Origin of the sequence: Streptomyces sp. NPDC088387, from assembly GCF_044753385.1 — a bacterium.
Classification (GTDB): Bacteria; Actinomycetota; Actinomycetes; order Streptomycetales; family Streptomycetaceae; genus Streptomyces.
Genome location: NZ_JBIVNC010000010.1, coordinates 283697 through 310041 on the forward strand (window position 1 = coordinate 283697; position 26345 = coordinate 310041).

Sequence of the window (26345 nt, forward strand, 5' to 3'; positions counted from 1 at the left end):
GGCTCAGCTCCCCCGGACCACCTGTGTCACACCGTTGATGATCTGCTGCACGGCGATCGCGGAGAGCATCATGCCCGCGAGCCGTGTCACGAGGACCACCCCGCCGTCCTTGATGACCCGGATGATCAGCAGCGAGTACCGCATCACCAGCCACAGCACCACGTGGATGGCCAGGATCGCGGACCACACCGAGACCTGCGCGGCGGCACCGTCCGCCTTCTGCACGGCCAGGATCACCGACACGATCGCGCCGGGCCCGGCCAGCAGCGGCATGCCGAGCGGTACGAGGGCGACGTTGACGTCCTTGGTCTGCTTGGGCTCGTCCGTCTTGCCGGTCAGCAGATCGAGCGCGATCAGCAGGAGCAGCAGCCCGCCGGCGATCATCAGCGCCGGCACGGACACATGCAGATAGTCCAGGATCTGGTGCCCGAGCAGCCCGAACACGGTGATCACACCGCCGGCGACACAGACGGCCTGGAAGGCCATCCGCCGCTGCACCTTGGCGGGCCGCCCGGAGGTCAGGGCGAGGAAGATCGGGGTGATCCCGGGGGGATCCATGATGACGAAGAGGGTCAGGAAGAGGGAGCCGAAGACGGCGGTGTCGAACACGGGGAAGCCTTGTTGCTGTTGACGCTACGGACGACGGACGGAGGGGCGGGCGGTGTACGCCTCAGGCCCCGCCGGTCCCGGGCACGGGGAACGCCCCGGTGGCCCGCCGGGTGATCTCCCCGTACACCTCGGGGTCCGTGGTGAACTCGCCCAGCACACAGGTCTTCCGGCTGCCGTGGTAGTCGCTGGAGCCGGTCACCAGCAGGCCCAGCTCCTTCGCCAGCCCGCGCAGCCGTGCCCGGGTGTCGGCGTCGTGGTCCATGTGATCGACCTCGATGCCGTCGAGACCGGCGGCGGCCAGTTCGGCGATGGACGCCTCCGGTACCGTACGCCCGCGCTTGCTCGCGCCCGGGTGGGCGAAGACGGTGACCCCGCCCGCGGCCTTGACCAGCCGGATCGCCTCGAACGGGTCGGTCTCGTGCTTCTCCACGTACGCCCGCCCGCCGTCGGCGAGCCAGTTCTCGGAGAAGGCCTCGTCGACACTGCCCACCACCCCGAGCTCGACGAGCGCGGTGGCGATGTGCGGCCGGCCCACGGACCCGTCACCGGCGATCCGCGCGACCTGCTCCCAGGTCACCGGCACACCCAGCCCGTTCAGCCGGGTGATCATGCCCTTGGCGCGGGGCACCCGGTCGTCGCGCACCAGCTCACGCTCGGCGAGCAGCGCGGGCTCCTCGGCGTCGAAGAGATAGGCCAGCATGTGCATGCTGACACCGTCGATACGGCAGGACAGCTCGGCGCCGGTGACGAGGGTGAGCCCCTCGGGCAGCGCGGCGATCGCCTCGGCGTATCCACGAGTGGTGTCGTGATCGGTCAGCGCGACCACATCAAGCCCGCCGGCACGCGCGTTCCGCACCAGCTCCCCGGGCGTGTCCGTCCCGTCGGAAGCAGTCGAGTGAGCGTGCAGATCAATACGCACGACACAACTCCAACCAACGGCAACAAGAGACACCCAAGCCTAACGGCACATGACAACGCCCCGACCACCAGCCGCCCCGAGGGGCGCGGGGAACGGCGCGAGCAACCACAAGCAGCCCGCACCCGCCCGACAACAACACCCCAGCCCCACCCGACGCGAAGGGGCGCGGGGAACTGCGCGACCAGCCCCCCACCACCCCGCACCCGCCCGACAACAACACCCCAACCCCACCCGACGCGAAGGGGCGCGGGGAACGGCGCGACCAGCCCCCCACCACCCCGCACCCGCCCGACAACAACACCCCAGCCCCACCCGACGCGAAGGGGCGCGGGGAACTGCGCGACCAGCCCCCCACCACCCAGCACCCGCCCGACAGGCGAAACCCCCCACTCCCCAGGCGCCCTACGGCTCAAGCAAGCGCGGCGACAACGCGCCGCACGGCACCAGCTCAACCTCCGCACCCGCATCCCGCAGATCCGTCAGCACCAGCTCGTCGTACATCAGCAGTCCCGACTGCTCGGGCCACACGACCGCCCACAGCCACAGCCCGCGCGCCTCGCCCGCGAACACCGCGCGGTCGTCGGGGGCGCCCGCGACATGCCAGAGCGGGGTGGGACGGCCGGCGGCGAGGACCTTGGTCTCGGCCGGTTTCTCGACGCTCATGTAGGGGCCCGGGTCGGGGCCGTCGATGCCGGCGTACCGCGCGCCCAGACCCACGCCGAGCTCCTCGGCGACGAGGATCAGCTCGCCCATGCCGCCGAGCGGTCCGGGTCCGGAGCAGGCCACCGCGGTGGCACGGCCGCCGCTGCGGTCGTCGCCCGCGCAGGCCACGCCCGTGAACAGCCAGCCGACCGGCAGCGGCCACGGCATCCACACCGGTACCTGCGTCCGGTGCACCACGACCCCGAGGGCGTCGACGCTGGGCGGGATCACGGGCTGCACCGGATGCACCGTGCCGTGGACATCGCACTGCCAGGAATCGGCGAAGAGACCGGGAGCCCTGACCCGGCCACCGCACTTCGGGCAACTGGGTTCGCCCCTCATAGGGCCCCACGGTCCTACCCGCGCACCCTCCCGTCAAGGACGATCACCCGTCCGGGCGGAACCCGTCACAGGACCTGCCGCGCAGGACCGTTCCGCGGGCACCGCGCCTCGAAGATCGAAGAGACCGGGGTGTCCGGCCGCCGGCACGGGATCCCGCCAACTGACCGGTCGGACAGGTGAGTTCCGTCACCGGCGCGGGTCAGTCGAGCGCGACGGACTTCCGGGACGGGTCGCGCAGATCGGTGCCGTGGGTGAGCCAGCGCTCCTGGAGGGCCGGCGCACCGTGCACCCGCTTCCAGGCTGCCTCGTTCGGGGTCATCGGCAGCAGCGGCAGGAACCGTACGGGATCGAGGGGCGCGTCCAGCTCAAGGTCCTCCACCAGGCCGCCCGGCTCGGCGACCAGGACCGAGGTGAAGGGGGCGCCGGGCCACAGCGGCTCACCGACGTCGAGGGAGGCGCCCGGGGCCACGATCACGCCCTCGACCTGCGGGGAAGCGGCGAGTACGGCGAGTGGGCGGAGCACCTTGTCGGTGTCGGCGCGGCCGGCGCGGACCGAGAGGACCAGCTCCGCGCGGGGGCCCTTGACCGGGTCGGCTAGCGTCGCCGTGGGGTCGGCCATCGGCTGTGCGGACATGCCGAGCGTGGCGTAGCGGACGACGTCCCCCTGGTCCGCGTCGCGGAACCGCAGCACCTCGACGCGGTCCGTGCCGAGGAAGGTGACCGCCGCGCGGGCGTCCGGTTCGCCGAGCGCGGAGCGCAACCGGGCCTCGACGAAGGGAAGAACATCAACCATGTCGGGAGCATAGAACTCGTCAGTACCGGGCAAAGCAGCGCCTTGACACTTCAGTCGGCTGATACTCTTGGCCGGTGGTCGGGCAGCGCGCGGCAAGCGTCGATCGAAGCCCGACCGGCACTGGACTCCCTGCGGGGAGACTCCCCTTCGGGGGATGGATCGTCCCTCAGCAGGGACTGGCCGGAGGAGGTGGGGCTGCAATGGATCGAAGTCGACCGTGCAGTACTACCCGCTCTTCCGGTCTCTGATGCAGCTGTCGCTGTAGCCGGCTGCCACCTCTCGCGCTCGTCACCGCGGAAGAGCACTTCGTTTCGTTTGCGTGATCCGTCTTGTCTGACTCAGCAGCGAAAGTTCGCCACCGCGACGGTGCGGTGCTCCCCGCTTTGTGGACGTGCCAAACATTCCGCAGCAAGGACGTCCCCATTCCGGGCAGTTCCAACCGTCGCCAGGCCCGCTCGATCGCTGCTCCGTCGCGAAGGAGCTTGCCATGTCGATGATTCGTGACCTGCGTGCCGCGGTCCGTCCGGCCCGCCCGGGCGCCCTGCGCAAGGAGAGCGCCGCCCCCTACGACACCACCCGCGACCCGGCGTCGCCCTCGTGCGTCGTCGACTGCGCCGTCTACCGTGACGGCGCCCGTGTCGAGACCCACAAGGCGCTGACGCCGCACGAGGCGATGCGCCAGGTGCGCCGCAGCGGAGGGTTCGTGTGGATCGGTCTGCACGAGCCGACCGAGGCCGAATTCGCCGGTATCGCCAGTGAGTTCGGGCTGCACCCGCTGGCCGTCGAGGACGCCGTACAGGCCCATCAGCGGCCCAAGCTGGAGCGTTACGACGACTCGCTGTTCACGGTCTTCAAGACCATCCACTACGTCGACCACGACGAACTGACCGCCAACAGCGAGATCGTCGAGACCGGCGAGGTGATGTGCTTCACCGGCCGGGACTTCTTCATCACCGTCCGGCACGGCGGGCAGGGCTCGCTCAAGGGGCTGCGGCACCGTCTCCAGGACGACCCGGAGCTGCTCGCCAAGGGCCCCTCGGCCGTGCTGCACGCCATCGCCGACCATGTGGTGGACGGCTACATCGCGGTGGCCGACGCCGTGCAGGACGACATCGACGAGGTGGAGACCGAGGTCTTCTCGCCGGGCCGCAAGGGCTCGCCGCGCGGCACGGACGCCGGGCGGATCTACCAACTCAAGCGTGAGGTACTGGAGTTCAAGCGGGCCGTGGCCCCGCTGCTGCGGCCCATGCAGCTGCTGAGCGAGCGGCCGATGCGGCTGGTCGACCCGGACATCCAGAAGTACTTCCGGGACGTCGCCGACCATCTGGCCCGGGTGCAGGAGCAGGTCATGGGCTTCGACGAGCTGCTCAACTCGATCCTCCAGGCCAACCTCGCGCAGGCCTCCGTCGCGCAGAACGAGGACATGCGGAAGATCACGTCATGGGCGGCGATCATCGCCGTACCGACGATGGTGTGTGGTGTCTACGGCATGAACTTCGACCACATGCCCGAGCTGCGCTGGCGGTTCGGCTACCCGATGGTGCTCGGGATCACCGCGGTGATCTGCTTCGGCATCCACCGGACGCTGAAGCGCAACGGTTGGCTGTGAGCGGCGTCGTTACGCTTCTCCCATGACTGACGCGGCCAGCCCCACGCCCGACCGGCACCCGTTGATGGACCGGGCCCTCGTCGAGGAGGCCACCAGGAAGTCCGGCCTGATCTGGGTGCGGGGGCCCGGCATCCCCGCTCGCGCGCTGTGGCACGTGTGGCACGAGGGCGCGGCCTGTGTCGTCGGCGACGGACCGGACGAGCAGCCGCTGCCGGGACTGGCCGACGGGGTGGCCGCCGAGGTGACCGTGCGCAGCAAGGACAAGGGCGGGCGGCTGGTGGCCTGGGCGGCGACGGTCGTGGAGCTGGCGCCGGGTTCCGCGGCGTGGGAGGCGGTGGTCGCCGAACTGAAGGGCAAGCGGCTCAACGCGCCCGACGGGGAGGCGATGACCGACCGCTGGCGCCGGGAGTGCCGGGTGGTGCGGCTGGAGCCCACGGGGGCGCTGTCGCCACTTCCGGAGGGCTCCCTGGCCGAGCCGCCGCAGCCGTCACCGGCGACCACCCGGGAACCGGTCCCGGCGGGGCTGCCCCGGCTGCTGGCGAAGCGACGCCGCAAGGCATAGGCGTCACACGGAGCAGCCGCCGCGAGGCATGGGCGCCGCAGGGCACAGGCGCCGCGAGGCATGCGCGCCGCAGGGGACAGCCGCCTCAGGGCATGGGCAGCGCGGGGGCGCACTCGGCGCTACGAAGTGGGCAGTTCCTGCCCGTAGTCCACCGTGTCGTCCTTCGCCGGCTCCTTCAGGGCGAAGTCCTTGCCCCAGTCGGAGAAGGTGAGCGTGCCCGCGTCGCCCGCGCGGCCGAGCCGCAGCGGGTACGGGGTGCCCTCCAGGGAGACGTCGAGGCTGCCGCCCGCGCCCTTGTCGCCGGTGATGCGGATGGTGCGCACCCCCGCCGCCTCGTGGCGGCCGTCGGTCGACAGGGAGCCGTGCAGCGTCAGCAGACCGTCGAGCAGGACGTCCTTGTCGGTGAAGCCGCTGAACCGCTTGTAGGAGGGGTCGCCCTCCGGCACCTTCACGTACTTGCCGTCGAGCTTGTCGGCGGCGGCCGTGTCCGAGCCGGACTCATCGCCGCCGGCCCCCTCGCCGCCGGACCCTTCGTCGCCGCTCTTGCCGCCGTCGGTCCAGAACTGCGCGTCCGCCATGAGGAACAGCTGCTCGCCGATCCGCAGCAGCTGGAACGTCGCGCCCTCCGCCGTCACCGACCCGCTGCCGCCGTCCGCCTTCAGACGCATGTCGAGCCGGTACGTCGTCCCGCCCGCCGTCACGTTCCCGGACAGCCGGACCGCGGCCGCCGCGTCGGCCGCCGCGCGGGTCTTCACCTGGATCTTGTCGGGGGTCAGCTTGCCGACCCCGTTCGTCCCCGCGTCCGGGTCCTCACTGCTGCACCCCGTCAGCCCGAACCCGGTCACGGCCAGGGCGCACACCGCGCCCACCAGGGTCTTCCGGCGGATACGGCCCCGGCGCAAAGCGGTCACGGATGATGCTGCCTTTCTGACGGGTGTCCTGAGCGGCGTACCGCAGCGTACCGGGGCTTCCCACGGATGGCGGAGCCAGTCCGTCCGGACCGCTCACCAGGGCGGATCCGATCGGGACGGGCTAGCCTGAAGCCCGATTCAGCCAGCAATTCACCATGAGTACGGCAAAGCGCGCACGGTACCCGCGGGGCGCGCACCGGTACGCCCGGCACACGAAGGAGGCGCAGCCATGGCCGCAGGCGCCCCCCGGATCTTCGTCTCGCACCTCTCCGGCGTCGCCGCCTTCGACCCGAGCGGCGACCAGGTGGGCCGGGTACGGGACGTGGTCGTCACCCTGCGGGTCGGGCAGCGGCCGCCCCGGGTGCTCGGGCTGGTCGTCGAACTCTCCACCCGGCGCCGGATCTTCCTGCCGATGACCCGGGTCAGCGGCATCGAGTCGGGGCAGGTCATCACGACCGGTGTGCTCAACGTCCGGCGTTTCGAGCAGCGGCCCACCGAGCGGCTGGTCTTCGGCGAGCTGCTCGACCGGCGGGTCGTGCTCACCGAGACCGGTGAGGAGGTCACCGTCCTGGATCTGTCGGTGCAGCAGCTCCCGGCCCGCCGGGACTGGGAGATCGACCGGGTCTTCGTCCGCAAGGCCCGCAAGGGCCGTACAGGGGGGTTCCGGAGGGCCAAGGGGGAGACGCTGACCGTGGAGTGGTCCGCGGTCACCGGGTTCACCCTGGAGGAGCAGGGACAGGGCGCCGAGACCCTGCTCGCCACCTTCGAACAGCTGCGCCCCGCCGACCTCGCGAACGTCCTGCACCATCTGTCGCCGAAGCGGCGCGCGGAGGTCGCCGCCGCGCTCGACGACGACCGGCTCGCCGACGTACTCGAAGAGCTCCCGGAGGACGACCAGATCGAGATCCTCGGCAAGCTCCGCAAGGAGCGGGCGGCCGACGTGCTGGAGGCGATGGACCCGGACGACGCGGCCGACCTGCTCTCCGAACTGCCCGAGGAGGAGAAGGAGCGGCTGCTCAGCCTGATGGAGCCGGCCGACGCGGCCGACATGCGGCGGCTGATGGCGTACGAGGAGCGCACGGCCGGCGGGCTGATGACGACCGAGCCGATCGTGCTGCGCCCGGACGCCACCGTCGCCGACGCCCTGGCCCGGGTCCGCAACGCCGACCTCTCCCCCGCCCTCGCCGCCCAGGTCTACGTCTGCCGGCCGCCGGACGAGACACCGACCGGCAAGTACCTGGGCACGGTCCACTTCCAGCGGCTGCTGCGCGACCCGCCGTACACCCTTGTCAGCTCGCTCGTCGACGACGATCTCCAGACCCTGGACCCGGAGGCGGCGCTCCAGGTCGTCGCCGGGTTCTTCGCGACGTACGACATGGTGGCGGCGCCCGTGGTGGACGAGTCCGGGCGGCTGCTGGGGGCGGTGACCGTGGACGACGTGCTCGACCACATGCTGCCGGAGGACTGGCGGGAGAACGAGTTCCATCTCGGGGAGGGGGCGGTCGCCGATGACGCCTGAGCGTGAGGGCACCCGCGAGGGCTCCCGGGAGCGGGCGCCGGCCGGCGCCACCGCGGCGCCCCGGTCCCGGCCCCGCCTCGACCAGCCCCGGCCGCCGCGCCGCCGGGTCCTGCCGGAGTGGGACCCGGACGCCTTCGGACGGTTCTCGGAGCGCATCGCCCGCTTCCTGGGCACCGGACGGTTCCTCGTCTGGATGACGTTCGTCATCATCGCCTGGGTGGTGTGGAACGTCTCCGCACCGCGTGACCTGCGCTTCGACCAGTACCCGTTCATCTTCCTGACCCTGATGCTCTCGCTCCAGGCGTCCTACGCCGCCCCGCTGATCCTGCTCGCGCAGAACCGGCAGGACGACCGCGACCGGGTCAACCTCGAACAGGACCGCAAGCAGAACGAGCGGTCGATCGCGGACACCGAGTACCTCACCCGGGAGATCGCCGCGCTGCGTATCGGCCTCGGCGAGGTCGCCACCCGGGACTGGATCCGCTCCGAACTCCAGGACATCGTCAAGGAGCTGGAGGAACGCGTCGACGGGCGTGGTCGCGACGGCCACCGCGTATTCCCGGCCGAACCCTCGGGAGCACGTGACGTAGACGACCGGTGACAGGGCTTACCGGGGGCCCGGTGCGGCGCCGTACCATCGTGCGTATGGCTACGGAAGACGCGGTGCGTGCAGCGCTGGCGACGGTGAACGACCCCGAGATCAACCGCCCCATCACCGAACTCGGGATGGTCAAATCGGTGGAGATCGGTGCGGACGGAGCGGTCGCGGTCGCCGTGTACCTGACGGTTTCCGGCTGCCCGATGCGCGAGACGATCACGCAGCGCGTGACGGACGCGGTCGCGGCGGTCGAGGGCGTCATCCGCGTCGACGTCACGCTCGACGTCATGAGCGACGAGCAGCGCAAGGAACTGGCGACCGCCCTGCGCGGCGGCCAGACCGAGCGCGAGGTCCCCTTCGCGAAACCCGGCTCCCTGACCCGGGTCTACGCGGTCGCCTCCGGCAAGGGCGGCGTCGGCAAGTCGTCCGTGACGGTCAACCTGGCGGCGGCGATGGCGGCGGACGGCCTCAAGGTGGGCGTTGTGGACGCCGACATCTACGGCCACTCCGTGCCGCGCATGCTGGGCGCCGAGGGCCGTCCCACCCAGGTCGAGAACATGATCATGCCGCCGTCGGCGAACGGCGTGAAGGTCATCTCGATCGGTATGTTCACCCCGGGCAACGCCCCGGTCGTGTGGCGCGGCCCGATGCTGCACCGCGCGCTCCAGCAGTTCCTCGCGGACGTGTACTGGGGCGACCTGGACGTCCTCCTCCTCGACCTGCCGCCCGGCACCGGCGACATCGCCATCTCCGTGGCCCAACTGGTCCCCAACGCCGAGATCCTGGTCGTGACGACCCCGCAGCAGGCTGCCGCCGAGGTCGCCGAGCGCGCGGGTTCCATCGCCGTGCAGACCCACCAGAAGATCGTCGGTGTCGTCGAGAACATGGCGGGGCTGCCGTGTCCGCACTGCGGCGAGATGGTCGACGTGTTCGGCAGCGGCGGCGGTCAGACGGTCGCCGACGGCCTCACCCGGACGACCGGGGCGACCGTGCCGGTGCTCGGCAGTATCCCCATCGACGTCCGGCTGCGCGAGGGCGGCGACGACGGCCGGCCGGTCGTCCTGACCGACCCCGACTCCCCCGCGGGCTCGGCCCTGCGCGACATCGCGGGCAAGCTCGGCGGCAGGCAGCGCGGACTCGCGGGGCTGTCCCTGGGCATCACCCCGCGCAACAAGTTCTGAGAGACGGGCGCGCGGCCGCCCCGGGGCGCGGGGCCGTGTGGACGTGCGGCTCCGCCGTGCGGACACGACCGACCGCCACCGGCCGGCCCTACGGCGATGGGGCGCCGCCCCTCACGGCGCCCCCGGGCTACTCGTACTCGGCGATGTCCTTCACCACGGCGAAGCCGAGGCCGTACGCGCTCATGCCCCTGCCGTACGCCCCCAGGTGAACGCCCTGCTGCGTGGATCCGGCCAGCACCCAGCCGAACTCGGACTCGCGGTAGTGGAAGGGCTGCGGCACACCGTCGACCGGCAGCGACAGCGTCGACCACTCGGCCCCGGCGAGATCGTCCGCGAGGACCCACGCCGTGTCCGTCTGCTGCTCCAGCCAGTCGTCCCGCAGGGTGTGGTCCATCTGCCCCGGCCAGGTGAAGGCCAGCAGCCCGACACCCGCCAGCCAGGCCGCCGAGGACACCGAGGTGGCCTCCAGCAGCCCCGTACCGTCGGCGCTGCGCCGGGACGGGTTCGCGGCGACGGTCACGACGACCGCGAACCGCTCCCGGTCCTCCGCCGTCGTCTCGGCCCGTACCGAGGGCTCGTCACCGTGGCCGATCGAACCGTGTTCCACGGCCCCGTCGGCCGCCGTACCCACCTGCATCAGCCAGCGCGGTCCCGTGAACGCCTCGTCGAGGCCGTACCACGGGAAGGGCGCGCTCAGGTAGCCGTCGACCGTGCGGCGGGCGGAGGGGAGCTGCTTCTCGCCCTCCGCGGCCGGCGTCTGCGCGACTGCCCGACTCGTCGTCTCCATGTGCCCGGACGCCTCCTCGCTCTCGTCGGACCGGAGCGGCCCGCCCCCCTTCGGGCGTACTCGTCCGGTCCGCACAACAACTCGGCAGCATATCCACACCTCTGAGGGCATCCGGGAAATCGCCCGGCGCGTGGGTCGCCCAGAAGGCGCGTACAGGGCGCGCGGGACATCACGGACGTATGAGAAGCGTCACGTGTGTGCGCCCCCGAACTCTCCCCGTGCGGCGTCCCGTTGGAACGCGGGCTCAGGTGGCGTCGGCGTCGTAGGGCGGGCGCTCGTCGGCGGTCTCGGGCTTCTTCGTCATGTCGATACGGGCGCCGGTCGAGCCGCCGGCGGACGACGACCCGGAGGACGGGGTGGCGGCGTCGGCGTCACGGCTGTGCACCGCGTCGGTGACGTCGGCCATCTCCTTCTTCAGGTTGAAGCCGTTGCGGATCTCCTTGAGCCCCAGCTCGTCGTTGTCCATCTGCTTGCGGATGAACGTCTTGGGGTTGAGATCCTCGAACTCGAAGTCCTTGAACTCAGGACCGAGTTCCTGCCGGATGTCCTCTTTGGCGCTCTCGGAGAACTCGCGGATCTTCCGGATCGTCCGCATCGCGTCCTGGATGACCTTCGGGAGCTTGTCCGGACCGAAAACGAGCACGGCGAGGACGATGATCGTCACCAGCTCAAGCGGTCCTATGTCATTGAACACCTGAAGCTCCTTGCCATGTCCCGGGCCGGAACCAAGGTACCCGGCGATCCTGTCCGACCGGTACCGTCCCGGGTCGTCCGAGTACGTGCATCCGACCGGTTTTTCCCGATGTTTGCCATCTTCCGCATACGGCCGCCACGCTCAGTCACCGTCCGAGGAGCCCAGCACCAGGGAGACCGTACGCTCCTTGCCGTCGCGCTCCAGCGTCAGCTCCAGCCGGTCACCGGGGCGGTGCGAACGGGTCTTGACGATCAGCTCCTCGCCGGAGTGCACCCGCCGGCCGTCGACCTCGGTGATCACGTCCCCGGACTCGATGCCGGCCTCGTCGCCGGGGCCGCCCGCAGTGACCGCGGGGCCTCCGTCGCGGCTCTCCCGGCCCACGCGGGCGCCGTCGCCCGTGTAGTTCATGTCGAGCGTGATGCCGATGACGGGGTGGGTGGCCCTGCCGGTGTTGATCAGCTCTTCTGCGACGCGTTTGCCCTGGTTGATGGGTATGGCGAAGCCGAGGCCTATCGAACCGGCCTGTCCGCCGTCCGGCTCCGAGCCGCTGCCCGCGGAGCGGATGGCCGAGTTGATGCCGATGACCCGGCCCACGGCGTCCAGCAGCGGGCCGCCGGAGTTGCCCGGGTTGATGGGCGCGTCGGTCTGGAGGGCGTCGACGTAGGAGATGTCACTGCCGTCGCCGCTGTCGCCGCCTGCCGTGATGGGCCGCTCGGTGGCGCTGATGATGCCGGAGGTGACCGTGCCGGCCAGGTCGAAGGGGGCGCCGATGGCGACGACCGGGTCGCCGACCTGCACATTCTCCGAGTTGCCGAGCGGGGCGGGCCTGAGGCCCTTGACGCCGGCCACCTTCACGACGGCCAGGTCGTACCCGCTGTCCCGGCCGACGACCTCGGCCTTCGCGGTGTCCCCGCTGTTGAAGGTCACCGTGATCTCGCCGTCGGAGCCGGCGGGCTCGACGACGTGGTTGTTGGTGAGGATGTGGCCGGTGCCGTCGAGGACGAAGCCGGTGCCGGTGCCCTCCTCGTCGCTGCCGACGACATGCAGGGTCACCACGCTCGGCAGGGCGCGCGCGGCGATCCCGGCCACGCTGTCGGGCGGCCGCTCCTCGGACTCCTTGCCGGCCTGCGGCAGCTCCACGTCCGTGACGCCACCGTTGCGCTCCAGATGGACGCCCACGGCCCCGCCGACGCCGCCGGACACCAGCGCGAGCACCAGCGCCCCGCCGATCAGGGCCTTGCGCCCGCGCCGCCGCCGCTGCTCCTCGCTCGGCACGCCGGCACCGGTCTGCTGAAGATGACCGGGTGTACCGGTCGCGCCGGCGGGAGCGGCCCAGGGGTCGTAGCGGTGCCAGGGGTCGGCGGAAGCCGGGGTCTCGGCGGGCTGGGGCGCGGGGGCGGGAGGAGTGGGAGCGGGGGGAGCCTCGTAGGGACCGGCGTGGGCGGGCGCGGGGGGCGCCTCGTACGGACCGGCCTGGGCGGGTGCGGGTTCCGAGGGCGCTTCGGGCGGGCTCGCCTGTGCGGGTGCCGGGGCCGAGGGAGGTGCGAAGGGGGTGACCGGCTGCGGGGGCGCCGGCGGTGCGACCGTTGCGCCCTCCGCCGGGTGCCGCACCGGCGGTGCGGGAGCCCATGGGCCGGGCTCGCCGTACGGCGGGGTGCTGTACGGGTCGGGATCGTGCAGCGGCTTCGGCCCGGCGCTCGCACTTCGCCCGTCCGCCGACCCGGCGCTCGCACTCTGCCCGTCCGCCGGTGCGGTTCTGCCCGAAGGGGCGGTCTCTACGGGCCGCTCCAGCACGAAGTCGCCGTCCTGCGCGACCGCCTCGCCGCCCTGCGCGGGCACGGACCCGGGCGCCGGCGCGGGATGTCTCAGCTCGAAGTCGCCTTCGGCGTTGGCGTTGGCGTTGGCGTTGGCGTCGGAGTCACGGTCCGGGCCGTCGCCCGGCGCTCCCGCGCCCGCCACCGGTGCCTCGCCCGGCAGCGGGGCCACGGTGGTGTCCGGGTGCCCGTCAGGGCCCTGCGTGGGCTTCCCCTCGTCCATGCTCTCCCCACAGCTGACCGCGGCACGGCACGCGTGCGGTGGCCGCGGTACGTCGACTCCGCGCACGGCTGCCTGCCGCGGGCGCGGTCCACTCCGGATTCAACCAGGTTCGCCGGCCCGCGAGCAGGGCGCGGTTCAGTGCGCCGGGGAGGAGGGGCCGAAGGTCGGGCCGGCCGACGGAGGTGTGGACGCGGCCACGAGGGGTCCGGCCAGCAGACCGGGGGTGACGACCTCCGGCACCTCGGACCAGGCCGTCAGCGTGAGCGGCCGGGTCGCGGAGAACGGGCGTATCAGCGGGGACATCGCGGCGGCGCCGGCCTCCACGGCTGCGGTGAGCGGATGCGACGCCTGCTCCACCCGGCCGGAGCCGGGCGCGGGGACACCCGGCAGCAGGGGGGCGGAGATCGAGCTGGGGGCCGACGGGGTCTCGCCGAGGGTGCGCTGGCCCTGGGCGAGCAGTGGCCCGGAGCCGCGGCGGCGCTGGTTCTCGGACGTCGTCGAGGCGCCCGAGCCCGGCGTACGCATCGGGGTCACATTGCTGCCGTTGCCGCCACGGGCGTCCGTGGTGTCACCGGGAACGCCGGTGGTGACACCGCCGAGCGCGATCGCGGCCAGCGACACCGCACCGGCCGCGACGAACGCGAACCGGCGCCCGCGCGACGACATCCGGTCGCTCTCGGACCGGCCGACGTCATGGATCCGGAAGCCGCGCGAGGCGGAGGCCGGTAGCACGGGGGTGTGCGGAGCGGACGGGACGTAGTCGAAGTCGAAGCGCTCGCCGCGCCTGGTGCCGAAGACACCGGCGGGCGGTCGTCCGCCGAGTCCGCCGAAGAAACCGGCGTCGTCGAGCGGGCTGCCGTCGCCGTCGGGGTCGCCGCCCGGCAGCCCCTGAAGACGGGCCAGGAAGCTCTCGGAGGGCGGCGGCGGGGCGGCCTCCGCGAAGACGTTCTTCAGACGGCGCTGTGCGTCGACCTCCGCCTTGCACTTCGGACAGGTCGCCACATGCGCCAGCACACGCTCACGCGTGTCATGACCGAGCTCGCCGTCGACAAGGGCGGCGAGTCGGTCTCCCAGGTGCTGTTCTGCGAGGCGCTCCTCGGCAGATTTGGGCCGTGTGGCACTCACGCGGACGCGCCCCCTCCTCCCAGTGCGGGAACGCGGGCCGCGAAGGAGCGGCGCTCGGCGCGCGCTTCCGGCGAGCGGTGCGCGAGGGCCTTGCGGAGCTGGGAACGGCCGCGGTGGATCCGGGAGCGGACGGTGCCGAGCTTGACGCCGAGGGTCGCGGCGATCTCCTCGTAGGACAGGCCTTCGATGTCGCACAGGACGACCGCGGCGCGGAACTCCGGTGCGAGGGTGTCGAGGGCCTGCTGGACGTCCGCGTCGAAGTGGGCGTCGTTGAAGACCTGCTGCGGGTTGGGCTCGCGGCTGGGCAGCCGCTCGGCCGCGTCCTCGCCGAGGGCGTCGAAGCGGATGCGCTGCTTGCGGCGCACCATGTCGAGGAAGAGGTTGGTGGTGATGCGGTGCAGCCAGCCCTCGAAGGTGCCCGGGGTGTACGTCGACAGGGAACGGAAGACCCTGACGAAGACCTCCTGGGTGAGATCCTCGGCGTCGTGCTGGTTGCCGGTGAGGCGGTAGGCGAGGCGGTACACCCGGCCGCTGTGCGTGCTGACGATCTCCTCCCACGTGGGCGGAGTCCACGCCTGCCCGTCCGCGTCGGTGGAGAAGGTCGCGGTCTGGGTCTTGTCAGCGGCGTGGCTGTGGTCAGCAGCGGTGTTGTTCACGGATTTCGGCCTGCCCGCCGATCCGAGAAAGCGCCGCAGCACTCCTCCCCGATCCACAGGTACGGCCGCACCTCCCCTGTCGGCTCTGGTTGTCTCCAGTGGAGCCCCTACCATAGCCACCTCGCCCGTTAGCTCCCCATAAGCGGTTTTACGAGAAATTGATCTGTGCTGATACGGCTCATACGGCTGCGTCAGTACTTGCTCGTCCAGCCGCTCGTCGTCGTGATCCAACTGTGTCCCCCAGCCGTCGCGCTCACCCTTCTAAACGCCTGGTCCCATCTGCGGGTTCCCGGCGGCAACGGATACAGTCACGCCGAGGCAACCACGGGGACAGGAGAGGGTCATTACCGGCAACCGGCCGACGAGCTGGGCGTTCGCCGACGCCTATGTCGCCGAGGACGAAGCGCTGCACTGGGCCCGGGACCGGGCCCGTGACGCAGGGCTGCGCTCGGTCTCGCCCGGCACGGGTGCCGCGCTGCGGCTGCTGGCCGCGTCGGTGGACGCCAAGGCGGTCGCGGAGATCGGTACGGGCACCGGCGTGTCCGGGATCCATCTGCTGCACGGCATGCGCCCCGACGGGGTGCTGACCACCGTCGACCCCGAGCCCGACCACCAGCAGTTCGCCCGGCAGGCCTTTCGCGCGTCCGGCTTCGCCAGCAACCGGGCCCGGTTCATCCCGGGCCGCGCCCTCGACGTACTGCCGCGGCTCGCGGACGCCGGCTACGACCTCGTTTTCTGTGACGGGGACCGTCTTGAGGTCCTCGACTACCTCGCTGAATCGTTGCGCCTGCTACGTCCGGGCGGCCTGGTGGTGTTCGAGGGCGTGTTCGCCAACGGCCGGACGGTCGATTCGGGGCCGCAGCCGACGGAGGTGCTGCGGCTGCGCGAGCTGCTGCGTTCGGTGCGGGAGACCCAGGATCTGGTGACGTCCCTGCTGCCGATGGGCGACGGACTGCTCTGCGCGGTCAAGCGCTGACGCCTTCCTCCGTACGCCCGGAGGATCCGCACGCCCGGAGGAATCCGTACGCCCGGAGGAATCCGTACGTCCCGGGGAACGAACAACCGCCCCGGCACCGAGCGCGTGCGGGGGCGGCTGAAAGGGTATGGTCGCCCGCGGTCAGCCCACGACCTTCTTGAGGGCGTCGCCGAGCGCGTCGGCCTCGTCCGGGGTCAGCTCGACGACGAGCCGACCGCCGCCTTCGAGCGGAACGCGCATGACGATGCCCCGCCCCTCCTTGGTCACCTCGAGCGGGCCGTCGCCCGTCCGCGGCTTCATGGCCGCCATGCTCGTTCCCCTTCCTGAAACCAGCTCATCGTCAAAGCCGACGGCCCCTGAAGGGCATGCACGAGCCCGGAACGGACGCGCGACACCGGCATCGAACACATTGCTTCCCAGCCATTATCCCGCATCTCGTGACCCGATGACCAACATCAGTCGGCATCGCTTGGGCAACGCACGCGAGCAAAACCACTCAATTCGGCGATCGGACTGCGATACTGCGCGCCCGCACAGACTTCCGGCCACCGGAATCCGGCTTGAATTCTTTGACGCAGGTCACACACCCGTTCCGGTGCATCGACGGCGATCTCCGCCATGCTGTCCTCGGAACACGACGTACCGAGCGGTACGCCACGAGCCGCGACGCGGAGGGGATACGCCATGGCCGACACCGTGCTCTACGAGGTGAGCGACGGACTCGCGACGATCACGCTGAACCGCCCCGAGGCGATGAACGCGCTGAACATCGCCACCAAGGTCGCCCTCCGCGAGGCGGTGCGGGCCGCCGCGGCCGACGAGGCCGTACGGGCCGTCCTGCTGACCGCCGCCGGTGACCGGGCGTTCTGTGTGGGCCAGGACCTCAAGGAGCACATCGGGCTGCTGGCCGAGGACCGCGAGGCGGGCGGCGGGCAGACCATGAGCACCGTGCGGGAGCACTACAACCCGATCGTGAAGGCGCTGGCCGGGATGGCGAAGCCCGTGGTCGCCGGGGTGAACGGGGTCGCCGCGGGGGCCGGCTTCGGCTTCGCGCTGGCCGCCGACTACCGGGTGGTCGCGGACACGGCCGCCTTCAACACGTCCTTCGCGGGTGTGGCGCTGACCGCGGACTCCGGTGTCTCGTGGACGCTGCCGCGGGTCGTCGGTCCGGGCCGCGCGACGGACCTGCTGCTCTTCCCGCGCAGTGTGAAGGCGCAGGAGGCGTACGAGCTGGGTATCGCGAACCGGCTGGTGCCGGCCGCCGACCTGGCCGCCGAGGCGCGGAAGGTAGCCCGCGCGCTGGCGGAGGGGCCGACCGTGGCGTACTCGGCGCTCAAGGCGTCCGTGGCCTACGGGCTGTCGCACTCCTTCGAGGAGACGCTGGAGAAGGAGGACGAGCTCCAGACGCGGGCGGGCGCCTCCGAGGACCACGCGATCGCGGTGCGGGCCTTCGTGAACAAGGAACAGCCGAAGTACCTGGGCCGCTGAGCCCTTTGCCGCCCGGCAAGAGGCCTCCGCTTCCTAGGCGGCGCGTCTGGCGACGCAGTTCTCCAGATGGTCGTCGACCAGACCGCACGCCTGCATCAGCGCGTACGCCGTCGTGGGCCCGACAAAGCGCAGTCCGCGTTTCTTCAGGGCCTTCGACAGGGCCGTCGACTCGGGGGTGACCGCCGGGACGTCGGCGAGGCTCTTCGGGACCGGGCGCAGGGCGGGGTCGGGGGCGTGCGACCAGATCAGTTCGTCGAGCTCGCCGGGGGCCCACGCGGTGAGCTCGCGGGCGTTGGCGAGGGTGGCGTCGATCTTGGCGCGGTTGCGGATGATGCCGGGGTCGGCGAGCAGCCGTTCGCGGTCGTCGTCCGTGAAGGCGGCCACGGCGGCGATCCCGAAGCCGGCGAACGCCGTACGGAACGTGGGGCGGCGGCGCAGGATCGTGATCCAGGAGAGCCCCGACTGGAAGGCCTCCAGGCTGAGCCGCTCGAACAGCGCGTCGTCGCCGTGGACCGGTCGGCCCCACTCCTCGTCGTGGTAGGCGACGTAGTCCGGGGTGGACAGGGCCCAGGGGCAGCGCAGGGCGCCGTCCGGGCCCGCGACGGTGCCGTCGGTCACTCGTGCTCTCCCTCGGCGGGCTTCTCCATGTCGACCCGGGGGGTGCGGGCGCCGGCCAGCGCGGACTCCAGGTCGGCGATCCGGGCGTCGCGCTCGGCGAGCTCGGCGGCGAGGCGGTTCAGCGCGTCGTCCACGTCGCCCATGCGGTAGCCGCGGACGGCGAGCGGGAAGCGCAGCGCGTCGACGTCGCCGCGGGCGACCGGGCGGTCGGCGGGCAGCGGGTCGTGCAGCCGCTGGGGCGCCGCCTCGGGCAGCGGGCCGCCGCCGTCGCCGCCGCCCACCACCGCGAGGGTGACGGCGGCGACCACGACGGCGAGCGCGACGACCAGGAACAGGAACATGACCATCGGGTGTGTGCCCCCACGCTCGGTGTGCTCGGTACGAAGCTGTCAGGGTCAGATCGTGCCATGCGCGCCCGAAGGTTAGGGTCGCAGGCGGCCGGAAAGGCCGTGGGAGCTGGATGTACGAGATGAGGTCACAGGGGATGCTCAGGCTGGGCAGGCGGGAGTTCGATCCGCACGAGCCGGTGATCATGGCGATCGTCAATCGGACCCCGGACTCCTTCTACGACCAGGGGGCGACCTTCCACGACGAGGCGGCCCTCGCGCGCGTGGAGCAGGCGGTCGCCGAGGGTGCCGCGATCATCGACATCGGCGGCGTCAAGGCCGGGCCCGGCGAGGAGGTCACCGCCGAGGAGGAGGCGCGGCGCACGGTCGGCTTCGTCGCGGAGGTGCGGCGGCGGCACCCGGACGTGGTGATCAGCGTGGACACCTGGCGGGCGGACGTCGGCGAGGCCGCGTGCGAGGCGGGCGCGGACGTGCTGAACGACGCGTGGGGCGGTGTGGATCCGCGGCTCGCGGAGGTCGCGGCGCGCTACCGGGCGGGGCTGGTGTGCACGCACGCCGGCGGCGCGGAGCCGCGTACGCGGCCGCATCGGGTGACGTACGACGATGTCGTGGCCGACATTCTGCGGGTGACGCTGGGGCTGGCCGAGCGGGCGGTGGCGCTCGGGGTGCCGCGCGAGTCGGTCATGATCGATCCGGGGCACGACTTCGGGAAGAGCACCCGGCACAGTCTTGAGGCGACCCGGCGGTTGGGGGAGCTGGTGGAGACGGGGTGGCCGGTGCTGGTGTCGTTGTCCAACAAGGACTTCGTGGGGGAGACGTTGGACGTGCCGCTCAAGGAGCGGGTGTTGGGGACGTTGGCGACGACCGCGGTGTCCGCGTGGCTGGGGGCTCAGGTGTACCGGGTGCATGAGGTTGCCGAGACTCGGCAGGTGCTGGAGATGGTCTCGGCGATCGCGGGGCATCGGGATCCCGCGGTTGCCCGGCGGGGGCTGGCGTAGGGGGTTTTCGCCCCCGCCGCCCCTACCCGTCCCGTTCCCGGGGGCTGCCGCCCCCGGACCCCCGCTTCGGCCCGAAGGGCCTCGTCCTCGAACGCCGGACGGGCTGAACTCGCCCGGCCGGCGTTCCGGACCGCCGCTAGCGGCCTGCCTCCTTCGAGACCAGGGCCACCGCCTCGTCCACGTCGTCCGTGAGGTGGAAGAGGAGGAGGTCCTTCTCCGAGGCCTTGCCCTGGGCGATCAGGGTGTTGCGGATCCAGTCGACCAGACCGCCCCAGTACTCGGTGCCGAAGAGGACGATCGGGAAGCGGGTGACCTTCTGGGTCTGGACGAGGGTCAGGGCCTCGAAGAGTTCGTCCAGGGTGCCGAGGCCGCCGGGCAGCACCACAAAACCCTGCGCGTACTTCACGAACATCATCTTCCGCACGAAGAAGTAGCGGAAGTTGAGGCCGATGTCGACGTACGGGTTGAGGCCCTGCTCGAAGGGGAGCTCGATGCCGAGGCCCACCGACGTGCCGCCGGCCTCGACCGCGCCCTTGTTGGCGGCTTCCATCGCGCCGGGTCCGCCGCCGGTGATCACCGCCCAGCCGGCCTGCACCAGCGCGCTGCCGAGCCGTACGCCCGCCTCGTACTCCGGGGAGTCCGCGCGGGTCCGGGCGGAGCCGAAGACGCTGATCGCGGGCGGGAGTTCGGCGAGTGTGCCGAAGCCCTCGATGAACTCCGACTGGATACGCAGGACGCGCCAGGGGTCGGTGTGGACCCAGTCCGACGGACCGCCCGCGTCCAGCAGCCGCTGGTCCGTGGTGCTCGCCGTGACCTGGCTCCTCCGTCGGAGGACCGGTCCGAGGCGCTGCTCTTCCGGCGGCTGCTGCTTGCCCTCGGGGTTGCCGGTGGCCATGTGCGCTCCCTCCGTTCAGGATCCTCCCCGGACCGGCCGGGGCCGGACGCCCGGGGAAGAACGTCTATCCACCTCAGCGTAGATCTACGCGGGTTACGCGCGGGGGACGTCGGCATGTCCTGCGTGAAGCGCCGTACGGGAACCTGATGTCCGGAGCCGAGACGATCTCCGTCTACGCCGTCAGCCAGGCCCTCAGCCGTTCCTCGCCGGCCAGGATTTTCGCGGTTTCGACCCGTTCGTCCCGCTTGTGGGCCAAGTGCGGGTTGCCGGGGCCGTAGTTGACGGCGGGGATGCCGAGCGCGCTGAAGCGGGAGACGTCGGTCCAGCCGTACTTGGGCTGCGGGGTGCCGCCGACCGCCTCGATGAAGGCCGCCGCGGCCGGGTGGGAGAGACCGGGCATCGCGGCGCCGCTGTGGTCGACGACCTCGAACTCCTCGACACCGCAGTCGGCGAAGACCTCGCGGACGTGCGCGACGGCCTCCTCCTCGGTGCGGTCGGGGGCGTACCGGAAGTTCACGGTGACCACGCACTCGTCGGGGATGACGTTGCCGGCGACCCCGCCCGAGATGCCGACCGCGTTGAGACCCTCGCGGTACTCCAGGCCGTCGATCAGCGGGTAACGCGGTTCGTACGCCGCCAGCCTGGCCAGGATCGGGGCGGCCGCGTGGATCGCGTTGGAGCCCATCCAGGAGCGCGCCGAGTGCGCCCGCTCCCCCCTGGTCCTCAGCAGGACGCGCAGGGTGCCCTGGCAGCCGCCCTCGACCTGGCCGTCGGAGGGTTCGAGGAGGACCGCGAAGTCGCCCGCGAGCCACTCGGGGTGCGCCGCGGCGAGGTGGCGCAGGCCGTTGCGCTCGGCCTCGACCTCCTCGTTGTCGTAGAAGATGAACGTCAGGTCCCGGTTGGGGGCCGGGACGGTCGCCGCGATACGGAGCTGGACCGCCACCCCGGACTTCATGTCGCAGGTGCCGCAGCCCCACAGGACGCCGTCCTCGTCGAGCCGGGACGGAACGTTGTCCGCGATCGGCACGGTGTCGATGTGCCCGGCCAGCACGACCCGCTGCGCGCGCCCCAGTTCCGTACGTGCCACGACGTTGTTGCCGTAGCGGTCGACCGTCAGGTGCGGCAGGGCGCGCAGCGCGTTCTCGATCGCGTCGGCGAGCGGCTTCTCGGTGCCGCTGACGGACGGGAAGTCGACAAGCCGCGCGGTCAGACGGGCGGCGTCCAGGGTGAGGTCAAGCGGGGTGTCGGCCATGGAGCCGAGACTATCGTCGGCCCTTCCGTACATGCTTTCGCCACCCGCCTGAAGTGGACCGGCAAGCTCCAGTACCTTGTACGCGTGTCAGCGCAGTCCCCCTCCCCCAAGCGCCGTGGCCGACTTCTCCGATTCGGAGCGGCCTTCGTCGTCCTGCTCGCCGTGGCGGGCTACCTCGTGGTGCAGTACGTCACCGGAGCGGGGGGATCCGGCTGCCGGGTCGTCTCGTCCGACGGCGACGGCACGGCGTACGAGTTCACGCCGGAGCAGGCCGTGAACGCGGCGACGATCACCGCCGTCGGCACCGCACGCGGTCTGCCCGAGCGGGCCGTGACCATCGCGCTCGCCACCGCCATGCAGGAGTCCGCCCTGCGCAACATCGAGCACGGCGACCGTGATTCGCTCGGCCTCTTCCAGCAGCGTCCGTCGCAGGGCTGGGGCACCGAGCAGGAGATCATGGACCCGACGTACTCGGCGGGCATGTTCTACGAACACCTCGAAAAAGTGCGCGGTTACGAGGACCTGCCGCTCACCGTCGCCGCGCAGGAGGTCCAGCGCAGCGGCTTCCCGACAGCGTACGCGAAGCACGAGCCGGACGCCCTGCTGCTGGCGAACGCCTTCACCGGGCGGTCGGCGGCCACCCTGACCTGTGCGGGCCTTCCCGAGGCCACCCAGACCCAGGGCGCGCAGGCGCAGGCGGTCGGCCCGGACGCGGTGCGCTCCGCTCTCGTACGGGACTTCGGGCAGTTGCAGCAGACCGGCGCGGAGGTGAGCGCGGGCGCGCAGTCCTCGCCGTCGCCCTCGCCGACCGGCGTCACTGCCGAGACCAGCGGGCGCACGGTGACGGTGCCGGTGTCGCGGGAGACCAACGCGGCGGACGGCAGTTCCGTCGAGGAGCGTGGCTGGCAGCTGGCGCACTGGGCGGTGGCCAACGCCTCGGACCTGCGGATCGAGCGCGTCTCGTACGCGGGCCGGGAGTGGAACGCGGGGACGCGGGACGACCCGTGGGTGGACAGCGCCGACACGTCCCGGGACGCGGTGCGAATCGTTACCGGTCGCTAGTGCGAGGCGTCCCTCTCCGGGGTTGGCCGGGGAGGGTTGCGATCGAGGGGTGCGCAGGTATTCGTGCGGTCACCCCGGTATTCGGTGAAACCCTTGGGAACACAGGGCTGTAAGGATTCCGCAGACATTCTCACCGGATGCTCTTTGCCCGTTTTTATCCGCAACCGATAATGCGACGCATTACCAACTCTTTACGTTGGCGCTCCGCAACCTTCGCGGGGGGTCGAGCGGTAGTCACTGCGTCCGAGCCCGAGGGATCAACAGCCGGTTGGTCCCTCTCGCGTTGACCGGGTCCGTTGGTCAACTGCCGGGCGCGGCAGGACACTTCACCGTTCTCTTCCGTCAAAGGAGCATCATGTCCCTCCCCCTGACCCGTCGGATCGCCCGTGCCGCGCTGCTCGTCGCTGCGGGAGCGGCCGCCGGGGTCGGTGCGGCCGGCTCCGCCAGCGCGGCCCCCGAACTGCCGGCCACCCCCAACCTGGGCGGGCTCACCGCGCTGGACGGCGCGAACGTCGGCAACACGGTCGACGGTGCGGCGCAGAACGTCACCGGGCTCGCGGGTGAGACCGGCAGCAAGGCCGTGAAGAAGGCGGTGCCGACCGCGGGCAAGACCACGGGTGGTGCGGCGAAGAAGGCGACGCCTGCTGCGCAGAAGGCGGCGGGGGATGTTGCCGGGTCGGCGGGCGACGTGGTCGGTGACACCGCGTCCACCGCGACGAAGGGCGGCCTCCCGACGGACGGCCTCACCAAGGCCGGCCCCCTCCCGGTCCAGGGCCTCCCCCTGGGCGGCTGACACTTCCCCACAACGGGGCCCAGGGGGTCACCCCTGGGCCCCGTCGCTTTTCGACCGAAATCAGACCCGCAGGTCGGACGTAGGTGGATCGGCGGCGTCAGCCGCCGCCTGTAGGGGCGCGGGGAACTGCGCGATCAACCCCCACCGGCCCGCACCCGGGCTACAGGCGAGCCACCGCGGCCCGGACGCGGTCATCCGTGGCCGTCAGAGCAACCCGCACAAACTCCGCGCCCGCCTCACCGTAGAAGTCCCCCGGCGCCACCAGAATCCCCAGCTCGGCCAGGTGACCGACCGTGTCCCAGCACGGTTCGTCCCGAGTGGCCCACAGGTACAGGCTCGCCTCACTGTGCTCGATCCGGAAGCCATGCCCGACGAGCGCCGCCCGCAGGGCCTCCCGCCGAGCCACATACCGCTCCCGCTGCACCCGCACATGCTCGTCGTCACCGAGCGCCGCGACCGCCGCAGCCTGCGTCGGAGCCGACGTCATCATGCCCCCGTGCTTACGGATCTCCAGCAGCGGCCCGAGCACGGCCGGATCACCGGCGAGGAACGCGGCCCGGTACCCGGCGAGATTGGACCGCTTGGAGAGCGAGTGCACGGCGACGACCCCGTCGTAGGAGCCGCCGTTGACGTCCGGGTGGAGGACGGAGACGGGGTCGGCCTCCCAGCCCAGTTCCAGATAGCACTCGTCGGAGAAGACCAGGACGCCGTGCGCCCGCGCCCACGCGACGATCCGGGTCAGGTCGGCCTGCGAGAGGACCCGGCCCGTCGGGTTGGACGGGGAGTTGAGCCAGAGCAGCCTCAGGTTCGAGGGATCCAGGTCCGTCGGGTCGTCGTAGACCTCGTACTCCGCGCGGGCGAGCCGGGCACCGACCTCGTAGGTCGGGTAGGCGAGGCGCGGGTACGCGACCTTGTCGCCGGGGCCGAGCCCGAGCTGGGTCGGGAGCCAGGCGACCAGTTCCTTGGAGCCGACGATCGGCAGGACGTGCTGGTGGGTGACGTCCCGCGCGCCGAGCCGCCGCGACACCCAGCCGGTGATCGCGTCACGCAGTTCGGGCGTGCCCCAGACCGTCGGATAGCCCGGCGAGTCGGCCGCCGCGACGAGCGCCTTCTGGATCACCTCGGGGACCGGGTCGACAGGTGTGCCGACCGACAGGTCGACGATGCCGTCCGGATGGGCCGCCGCGGTCTTCTTGTACGGCGTCAGCTTGTCCCAGGGGAAGGTGGGCAGGCGGTCGGTGACTGCGGACACGGGTTCTTGCTCACTTTCTGGTACGTACTGCCGGCGCCGGTACGGCAAACGCCCCGGCCCCGCAGGCGGCGATCTTCACGATCGGGCCGTACGGGACCGAGGCGGCGCGCGTGGTCCGGGCCGCTCTCAGCCGTTCTGCGGCGGCAGCGCGGCGATGAAGGGGTGGTCCCGCTCGATCAGACCGAGCTTGCTGGCGCCGCCGGGGGAGCCGAGCTCGTCGAAGAACTCGACGTTCGCCTTGTAGTAGTCCTTCCACTCCTCCGGAGTGTCGTCCTCGTAGAAGATCGCCTCGACCGGGCAGACCGGTTCGCAGGCGCCGCAGTCAACGCATTCGTCCGGGTGGATGTACAAGGACCGGGAGCCCTCGTAGATGCAGTCGACCGGGCACTCCTCGATGCACGCCTTGTCCTTCACGTCGACACAAGGCTGCGCGATGACGTAGGTCACGCTGTCGTTCCTCCTCGATACGGGCGCTGGCGGGCCACCTCAGGCTCCGCCGCCTGGCGCGCGGGAGCGCGGCGTCGTCGATGCCCGCCCCTAGTATCTCCGTTCTTGGGCATGATCCGAACAGGAGGGGTGGACCAACCTGTGGATATCTCGGCGTCAGGGCGCCTCGTAGTCCGCATTACCGCAGCTGACGTGGGCAAACGGGTCTCCGTCCGGCAGCGTCTGGACACCGGCGATACGACGGGTGAATTCACCGACACGGTGGGTGTTCTCACATCCTGGGACGACGGTGTGCTCGTGATCACACGCCGGGACGGCGAGAGTGTCCGGATCGTGGAATCCTCGCTGGTCGCGGGCAAGGTGGTGCCGGCCGCACCGGCCCGTCGCCGGGGCCCCTCGGCGTCGTACGACGAACTGAGCCGGGTCGCCTCGCGCGCGTGGCGGCCGCTGGAGAGCGAGCGGCTCGGCGACTGGGAGCTGCGGGCGGCCGCCGGATTCACCCGGCGCGCCAACTCCGTGCTGCCGCTCGGCGATCCGGGGCTGCCGCTGGACACCGCGCTCGACACCGTGCGCGGCTGGTACGGCGAACGGGGGCTGCCCGCCTACCTCCAGATCGCCACCGGCGCCGACGGCACACAGGAACTGCTCGGCGCGCAGCTGGCGGAACGCGGGTGGGTGCGGGAGGTGACCGCCGAACTGTGGACCGGCGGTCTCGCGCCGGTCGCGGACCGGGCCGAGGGCGCGGCGGTGGTGCTGTCCCGGGAGGCGGACGCCGGCTGGCTGGGCCGCTATCAGCGCAAGGGGGTCGACGAGGTCGCGCTGCGGGTGCTGGGGAGCGGGGCCTCGGTGTGGTTCGCGAGCATCCCCGGCGAGGGCGAGGGCGGCGCCCCGGCCGCGATCGGGCGGTGTGTGGTGGACGGCCGGTGGGCCGGTTTCGCCGCCGTGGAGGTGGATCCGGCGCTACGGCGGCGGGGGCTGGCCGGCGAGGTGATGGCCGCGCTGGCCCGGCGGGCGCTGGCCGAGGGCGCTTCCGCGGCGTGGCTCCAGGTCGAGGCGGACAATGTGGGTGCGCGGGCGCTGTACGCCGGGATGGGGTTCGGCGCGCACCACTCGTACCACCACTACCGGGAGCCGGACGGATCGTCCGGTACGGCCCGGCACTGAGTCACCCCG

The 26345-nt window shown here is 71.7% G+C and carries 29 protein-coding genes; 11 read left to right on the forward strand and 18 right to left on the reverse strand.

Annotated features, from left to right (window positions below; genetic code table 11):
• Positions 1 to 3 precede the first annotated feature (3 nt).
• The 4 genes from ACIQAC_RS26830 to ACIQAC_RS26845 all read right to left on the reverse strand — a co-directional run bounded on the left by ACIQAC_RS26830 (position 4) and on the right by ACIQAC_RS26845 (position 3365).
• Positions 4 to 609, reverse strand: coding sequence for a MarC family protein (locus ACIQAC_RS26830; RefSeq protein WP_402194982.1), 606 nt, complete (start codon positions 607 to 609; stop codon positions 4 to 6).
• A 61-nt stretch (positions 610 to 670) separates the two neighbouring features.
• Complete coding sequence (locus ACIQAC_RS26835; protein ID WP_402194985.1) at positions 671 to 1528, reverse strand: PHP domain-containing protein; 858 nt, start codon at positions 1526 to 1528, stop codon at positions 671 to 673.
• Positions 1529 to 1930: 402 nt separating this feature from the next.
• Positions 1931 to 2572, reverse strand: coding sequence for a DUF6758 family protein (locus ACIQAC_RS26840; RefSeq protein ID WP_402194987.1), 642 nt, complete (start codon positions 2570 to 2572; stop codon positions 1931 to 1933).
• A gap of 199 nt (positions 2573 to 2771) precedes the next feature.
• Positions 2772 to 3365: a suppressor of fused domain protein gene (locus ACIQAC_RS26845; RefSeq protein WP_402194988.1), complete on the reverse strand. Its 594-nt coding sequence runs from the start codon at positions 3363 to 3365 to the stop codon at positions 2772 to 2774.
• A gap of 487 nt (positions 3366 to 3852) precedes the next feature.
• Between ACIQAC_RS26845 and ACIQAC_RS26850 the strand changes: the two genes are divergently transcribed.
• Positions 3853 to 4974, forward strand: coding sequence for a magnesium and cobalt transport protein CorA (locus ACIQAC_RS26850; RefSeq protein ID WP_402194989.1), 1122 nt, complete (start codon positions 3853 to 3855; stop codon positions 4972 to 4974).
• A gap of 22 nt (positions 4975 to 4996) precedes the next feature.
• Positions 4997 to 5536 (forward strand): hypothetical protein, encoded by a 540-nt coding sequence (locus ACIQAC_RS26855; protein WP_402194991.1) that lies wholly within the window; start codon positions 4997 to 4999, stop codon positions 5534 to 5536.
• A 119-nt stretch (positions 5537 to 5655) separates the two neighbouring features.
• Here the strand turns inward: ACIQAC_RS26855 and ACIQAC_RS26860 are convergent, their stop codons facing one another.
• On the reverse strand, positions 5656 to 6447 hold the full coding sequence (locus ACIQAC_RS26860; protein ID WP_402194992.1) for a hypothetical protein: 792 nt from the start codon (positions 6445 to 6447) through the stop codon (positions 5656 to 5658).
• 229 nt (positions 6448 to 6676) lie between these two features.
• Between ACIQAC_RS26860 and ACIQAC_RS26865 the strand changes: the two genes are divergently transcribed.
• Genes ACIQAC_RS26865 through ACIQAC_RS26875 form a run of 3 tightly spaced genes read left to right on the forward strand, consistent with a single transcriptional unit; the run spans position 6677 to position 9745 of the window.
• Positions 6677 to 7966, forward strand: a complete 1290-nt coding sequence (locus tag ACIQAC_RS26865) for a magnesium transporter MgtE N-terminal domain-containing protein (RefSeq protein WP_402194994.1) — start codon at positions 6677 to 6679, stop codon at positions 7964 to 7966.
• Positions 7956 to 8567 carry a DUF1003 domain-containing protein gene (locus tag ACIQAC_RS26870; RefSeq protein WP_402194996.1) on the forward strand — a complete coding sequence of 204 codons (612 nt, stop codon included), beginning with the start codon at positions 7956 to 7958 and terminating at the stop codon, positions 8565 to 8567. The genes ACIQAC_RS26865 and ACIQAC_RS26870 overlap by 11 nt, the downstream gene beginning before the upstream one ends.
• Before the next feature lie 44 nt (positions 8568 to 8611).
• The gene (locus ACIQAC_RS26875) at positions 8612 to 9745 is read left to right on the forward strand and encodes an Mrp/NBP35 family ATP-binding protein (protein WP_402194998.1); all 1134 of its coding nucleotides are present in this window, start codon (positions 8612 to 8614) and stop codon (positions 9743 to 9745) included.
• A 127-nt stretch (positions 9746 to 9872) separates the two neighbouring features.
• Here the strand turns inward: ACIQAC_RS26875 and ACIQAC_RS26880 are convergent, their stop codons facing one another.
• The 5 genes from ACIQAC_RS26880 to sigE form a co-directional block, all read right to left on the reverse strand.
• The gene (locus tag ACIQAC_RS26880) at positions 9873 to 10607 is read right to left on the reverse strand and encodes a hypothetical protein (protein ID WP_402194999.1); all 735 of its coding nucleotides are present in this window, start codon (positions 10605 to 10607) and stop codon (positions 9873 to 9875) included.
• A gap of 169 nt (positions 10608 to 10776) precedes the next feature.
• Positions 10777 to 11226, reverse strand: coding sequence for a sec-independent translocase (locus ACIQAC_RS26885; protein ID WP_402195001.1), 450 nt, complete (start codon positions 11224 to 11226; stop codon positions 10777 to 10779).
• Between the two features lie 141 nt (positions 11227 to 11367).
• Positions 11368 to 13263 (reverse strand): trypsin-like peptidase domain-containing protein, encoded by a 1896-nt coding sequence (locus ACIQAC_RS26890; RefSeq protein WP_402195004.1) that lies wholly within the window; start codon positions 13261 to 13263, stop codon positions 11368 to 11370.
• Between the two features lie 135 nt (positions 13264 to 13398).
• Positions 13399 to 14388: an anti-sigma factor family protein gene (locus ACIQAC_RS26895; RefSeq protein WP_402195006.1), complete on the reverse strand. Its 990-nt coding sequence runs from the start codon at positions 14386 to 14388 to the stop codon at positions 13399 to 13401.
• The gene (gene sigE / locus ACIQAC_RS26900; RefSeq protein WP_402195007.1) at positions 14385 to 15158 is read right to left on the reverse strand and encodes an RNA polymerase sigma factor SigE; all 774 of its coding nucleotides are present in this window, start codon (positions 15156 to 15158) and stop codon (positions 14385 to 14387) included. Before sigE ends, ACIQAC_RS26895 begins: the two co-directional genes overlap by 4 nt.
• Positions 15159 to 15321: 163 nt before the next feature.
• On the opposite strand from sigE, the gene ACIQAC_RS26905 reads away from it, so the two are divergent.
• Positions 15322 to 16020 carry an O-methyltransferase gene (locus ACIQAC_RS26905; protein ID WP_402195121.1) on the forward strand — a complete coding sequence of 233 codons (699 nt, stop codon included), beginning with the start codon at positions 15322 to 15324 and terminating at the stop codon, positions 16018 to 16020.
• Between the two features lie 141 nt (positions 16021 to 16161).
• Here the strand turns inward: ACIQAC_RS26905 and ACIQAC_RS26910 are convergent, their stop codons facing one another.
• Positions 16162 to 16329 carry a DUF3117 domain-containing protein gene (locus ACIQAC_RS26910; protein ID WP_003966491.1) on the reverse strand — a complete coding sequence of 56 codons (168 nt, stop codon included), beginning with the start codon at positions 16327 to 16329 and terminating at the stop codon, positions 16162 to 16164.
• 146 nt (positions 16330 to 16475) lie between these two features.
• Positions 16476 to 16706, reverse strand: coding sequence for a hypothetical protein (locus tag ACIQAC_RS26915; RefSeq protein ID WP_402195010.1), 231 nt, complete (start codon positions 16704 to 16706; stop codon positions 16476 to 16478).
• On the opposite strand from ACIQAC_RS26915, the gene ACIQAC_RS26920 reads away from it, so the two are divergent.
• Positions 16705 to 17508 (forward strand): enoyl-CoA hydratase/isomerase family protein, encoded by an 804-nt coding sequence (locus tag ACIQAC_RS26920; protein ID WP_402195012.1) that lies wholly within the window; start codon positions 16705 to 16707, stop codon positions 17506 to 17508. The two genes, ACIQAC_RS26915 and ACIQAC_RS26920, sit on opposite strands and share 2 nt — an antisense overlap.
• A 33-nt stretch (positions 17509 to 17541) precedes the next feature.
• On the opposite strand, the gene ACIQAC_RS26925 is transcribed toward ACIQAC_RS26920, so the two are convergent.
• Together ACIQAC_RS26925 and ACIQAC_RS26930 are read right to left on the reverse strand one after the other, a co-directional pair.
• Complete coding sequence (locus tag ACIQAC_RS26925; protein ID WP_402195014.1) at positions 17542 to 18126, reverse strand: DNA-3-methyladenine glycosylase I; 585 nt, start codon at positions 18124 to 18126, stop codon at positions 17542 to 17544.
• Complete coding sequence (locus tag ACIQAC_RS26930) at positions 18123 to 18473, reverse strand: DivIVA domain-containing protein (protein WP_402195017.1); 351 nt, start codon at positions 18471 to 18473, stop codon at positions 18123 to 18125. The genes ACIQAC_RS26925 and ACIQAC_RS26930 overlap by 4 nt, the downstream gene beginning before the upstream one ends.
• A 137-nt stretch (positions 18474 to 18610) precedes the next feature.
• Between ACIQAC_RS26930 and folP the strand changes: the two genes are divergently transcribed.
• On the forward strand, positions 18611 to 19471 hold the full coding sequence (gene folP, locus ACIQAC_RS26935) for a dihydropteroate synthase (RefSeq protein ID WP_402195123.1): 861 nt from the start codon (positions 18611 to 18613) through the stop codon (positions 19469 to 19471).
• Between the two features lie 136 nt (positions 19472 to 19607).
• On the opposite strand, the gene ACIQAC_RS26940 is transcribed toward folP, so the two are convergent.
• Positions 19608 to 20366: a TIGR00730 family Rossman fold protein gene (locus tag ACIQAC_RS26940; RefSeq protein ID WP_402195018.1), complete on the reverse strand. Its 759-nt coding sequence runs from the start codon at positions 20364 to 20366 to the stop codon at positions 19608 to 19610.
• A gap of 172 nt (positions 20367 to 20538) precedes the next feature.
• Entirely contained in the window at positions 20539 to 21618 is a 1080-nt protein-coding gene (gene dapE / locus ACIQAC_RS26945) for a succinyl-diaminopimelate desuccinylase (protein WP_402195020.1), read from the reverse strand.
• A gap of 84 nt (positions 21619 to 21702) precedes the next feature.
• On the opposite strand from dapE, the gene ACIQAC_RS26950 reads away from it, so the two are divergent.
• Complete coding sequence (locus ACIQAC_RS26950; protein ID WP_402195023.1) at positions 21703 to 22680, forward strand: heavy metal transporter; 978 nt, start codon at positions 21703 to 21705, stop codon at positions 22678 to 22680.
• Positions 22681 to 23035: 355 nt separating this feature from the next.
• Positions 23036 to 23473, forward strand: a complete 438-nt coding sequence (locus ACIQAC_RS26955) for an ATP-binding protein (RefSeq protein WP_402195026.1) — start codon at positions 23036 to 23038, stop codon at positions 23471 to 23473.
• Between the two features lie 160 nt (positions 23474 to 23633).
• On the opposite strand, the gene ACIQAC_RS26960 is transcribed toward ACIQAC_RS26955, so the two are convergent.
• Both ACIQAC_RS26960 and fdxA read right to left on the reverse strand, forming a co-directional pair.
• Positions 23634 to 24725 carry a bifunctional succinyldiaminopimelate transaminase/glutamate-prephenate aminotransferase gene (locus tag ACIQAC_RS26960; RefSeq protein WP_402195028.1) on the reverse strand — a complete coding sequence of 364 codons (1092 nt, stop codon included), beginning with the start codon at positions 24723 to 24725 and terminating at the stop codon, positions 23634 to 23636.
• 126 nt (positions 24726 to 24851) lie between these two features.
• Positions 24852 to 25172, reverse strand: a complete 321-nt coding sequence (gene fdxA / locus ACIQAC_RS26965) for a ferredoxin (protein WP_003985062.1) — start codon at positions 25170 to 25172, stop codon at positions 24852 to 24854.
• A 141-nt stretch (positions 25173 to 25313) separates the two neighbouring features.
• Between fdxA and ACIQAC_RS26970 the strand changes: the two genes are divergently transcribed.
• Positions 25314 to 26336, forward strand: coding sequence for a GNAT family N-acetyltransferase (locus ACIQAC_RS26970; protein ID WP_402195126.1), 1023 nt, complete (start codon positions 25314 to 25316; stop codon positions 26334 to 26336).
• Positions 26337 to 26345 lie beyond the last annotated feature (9 nt).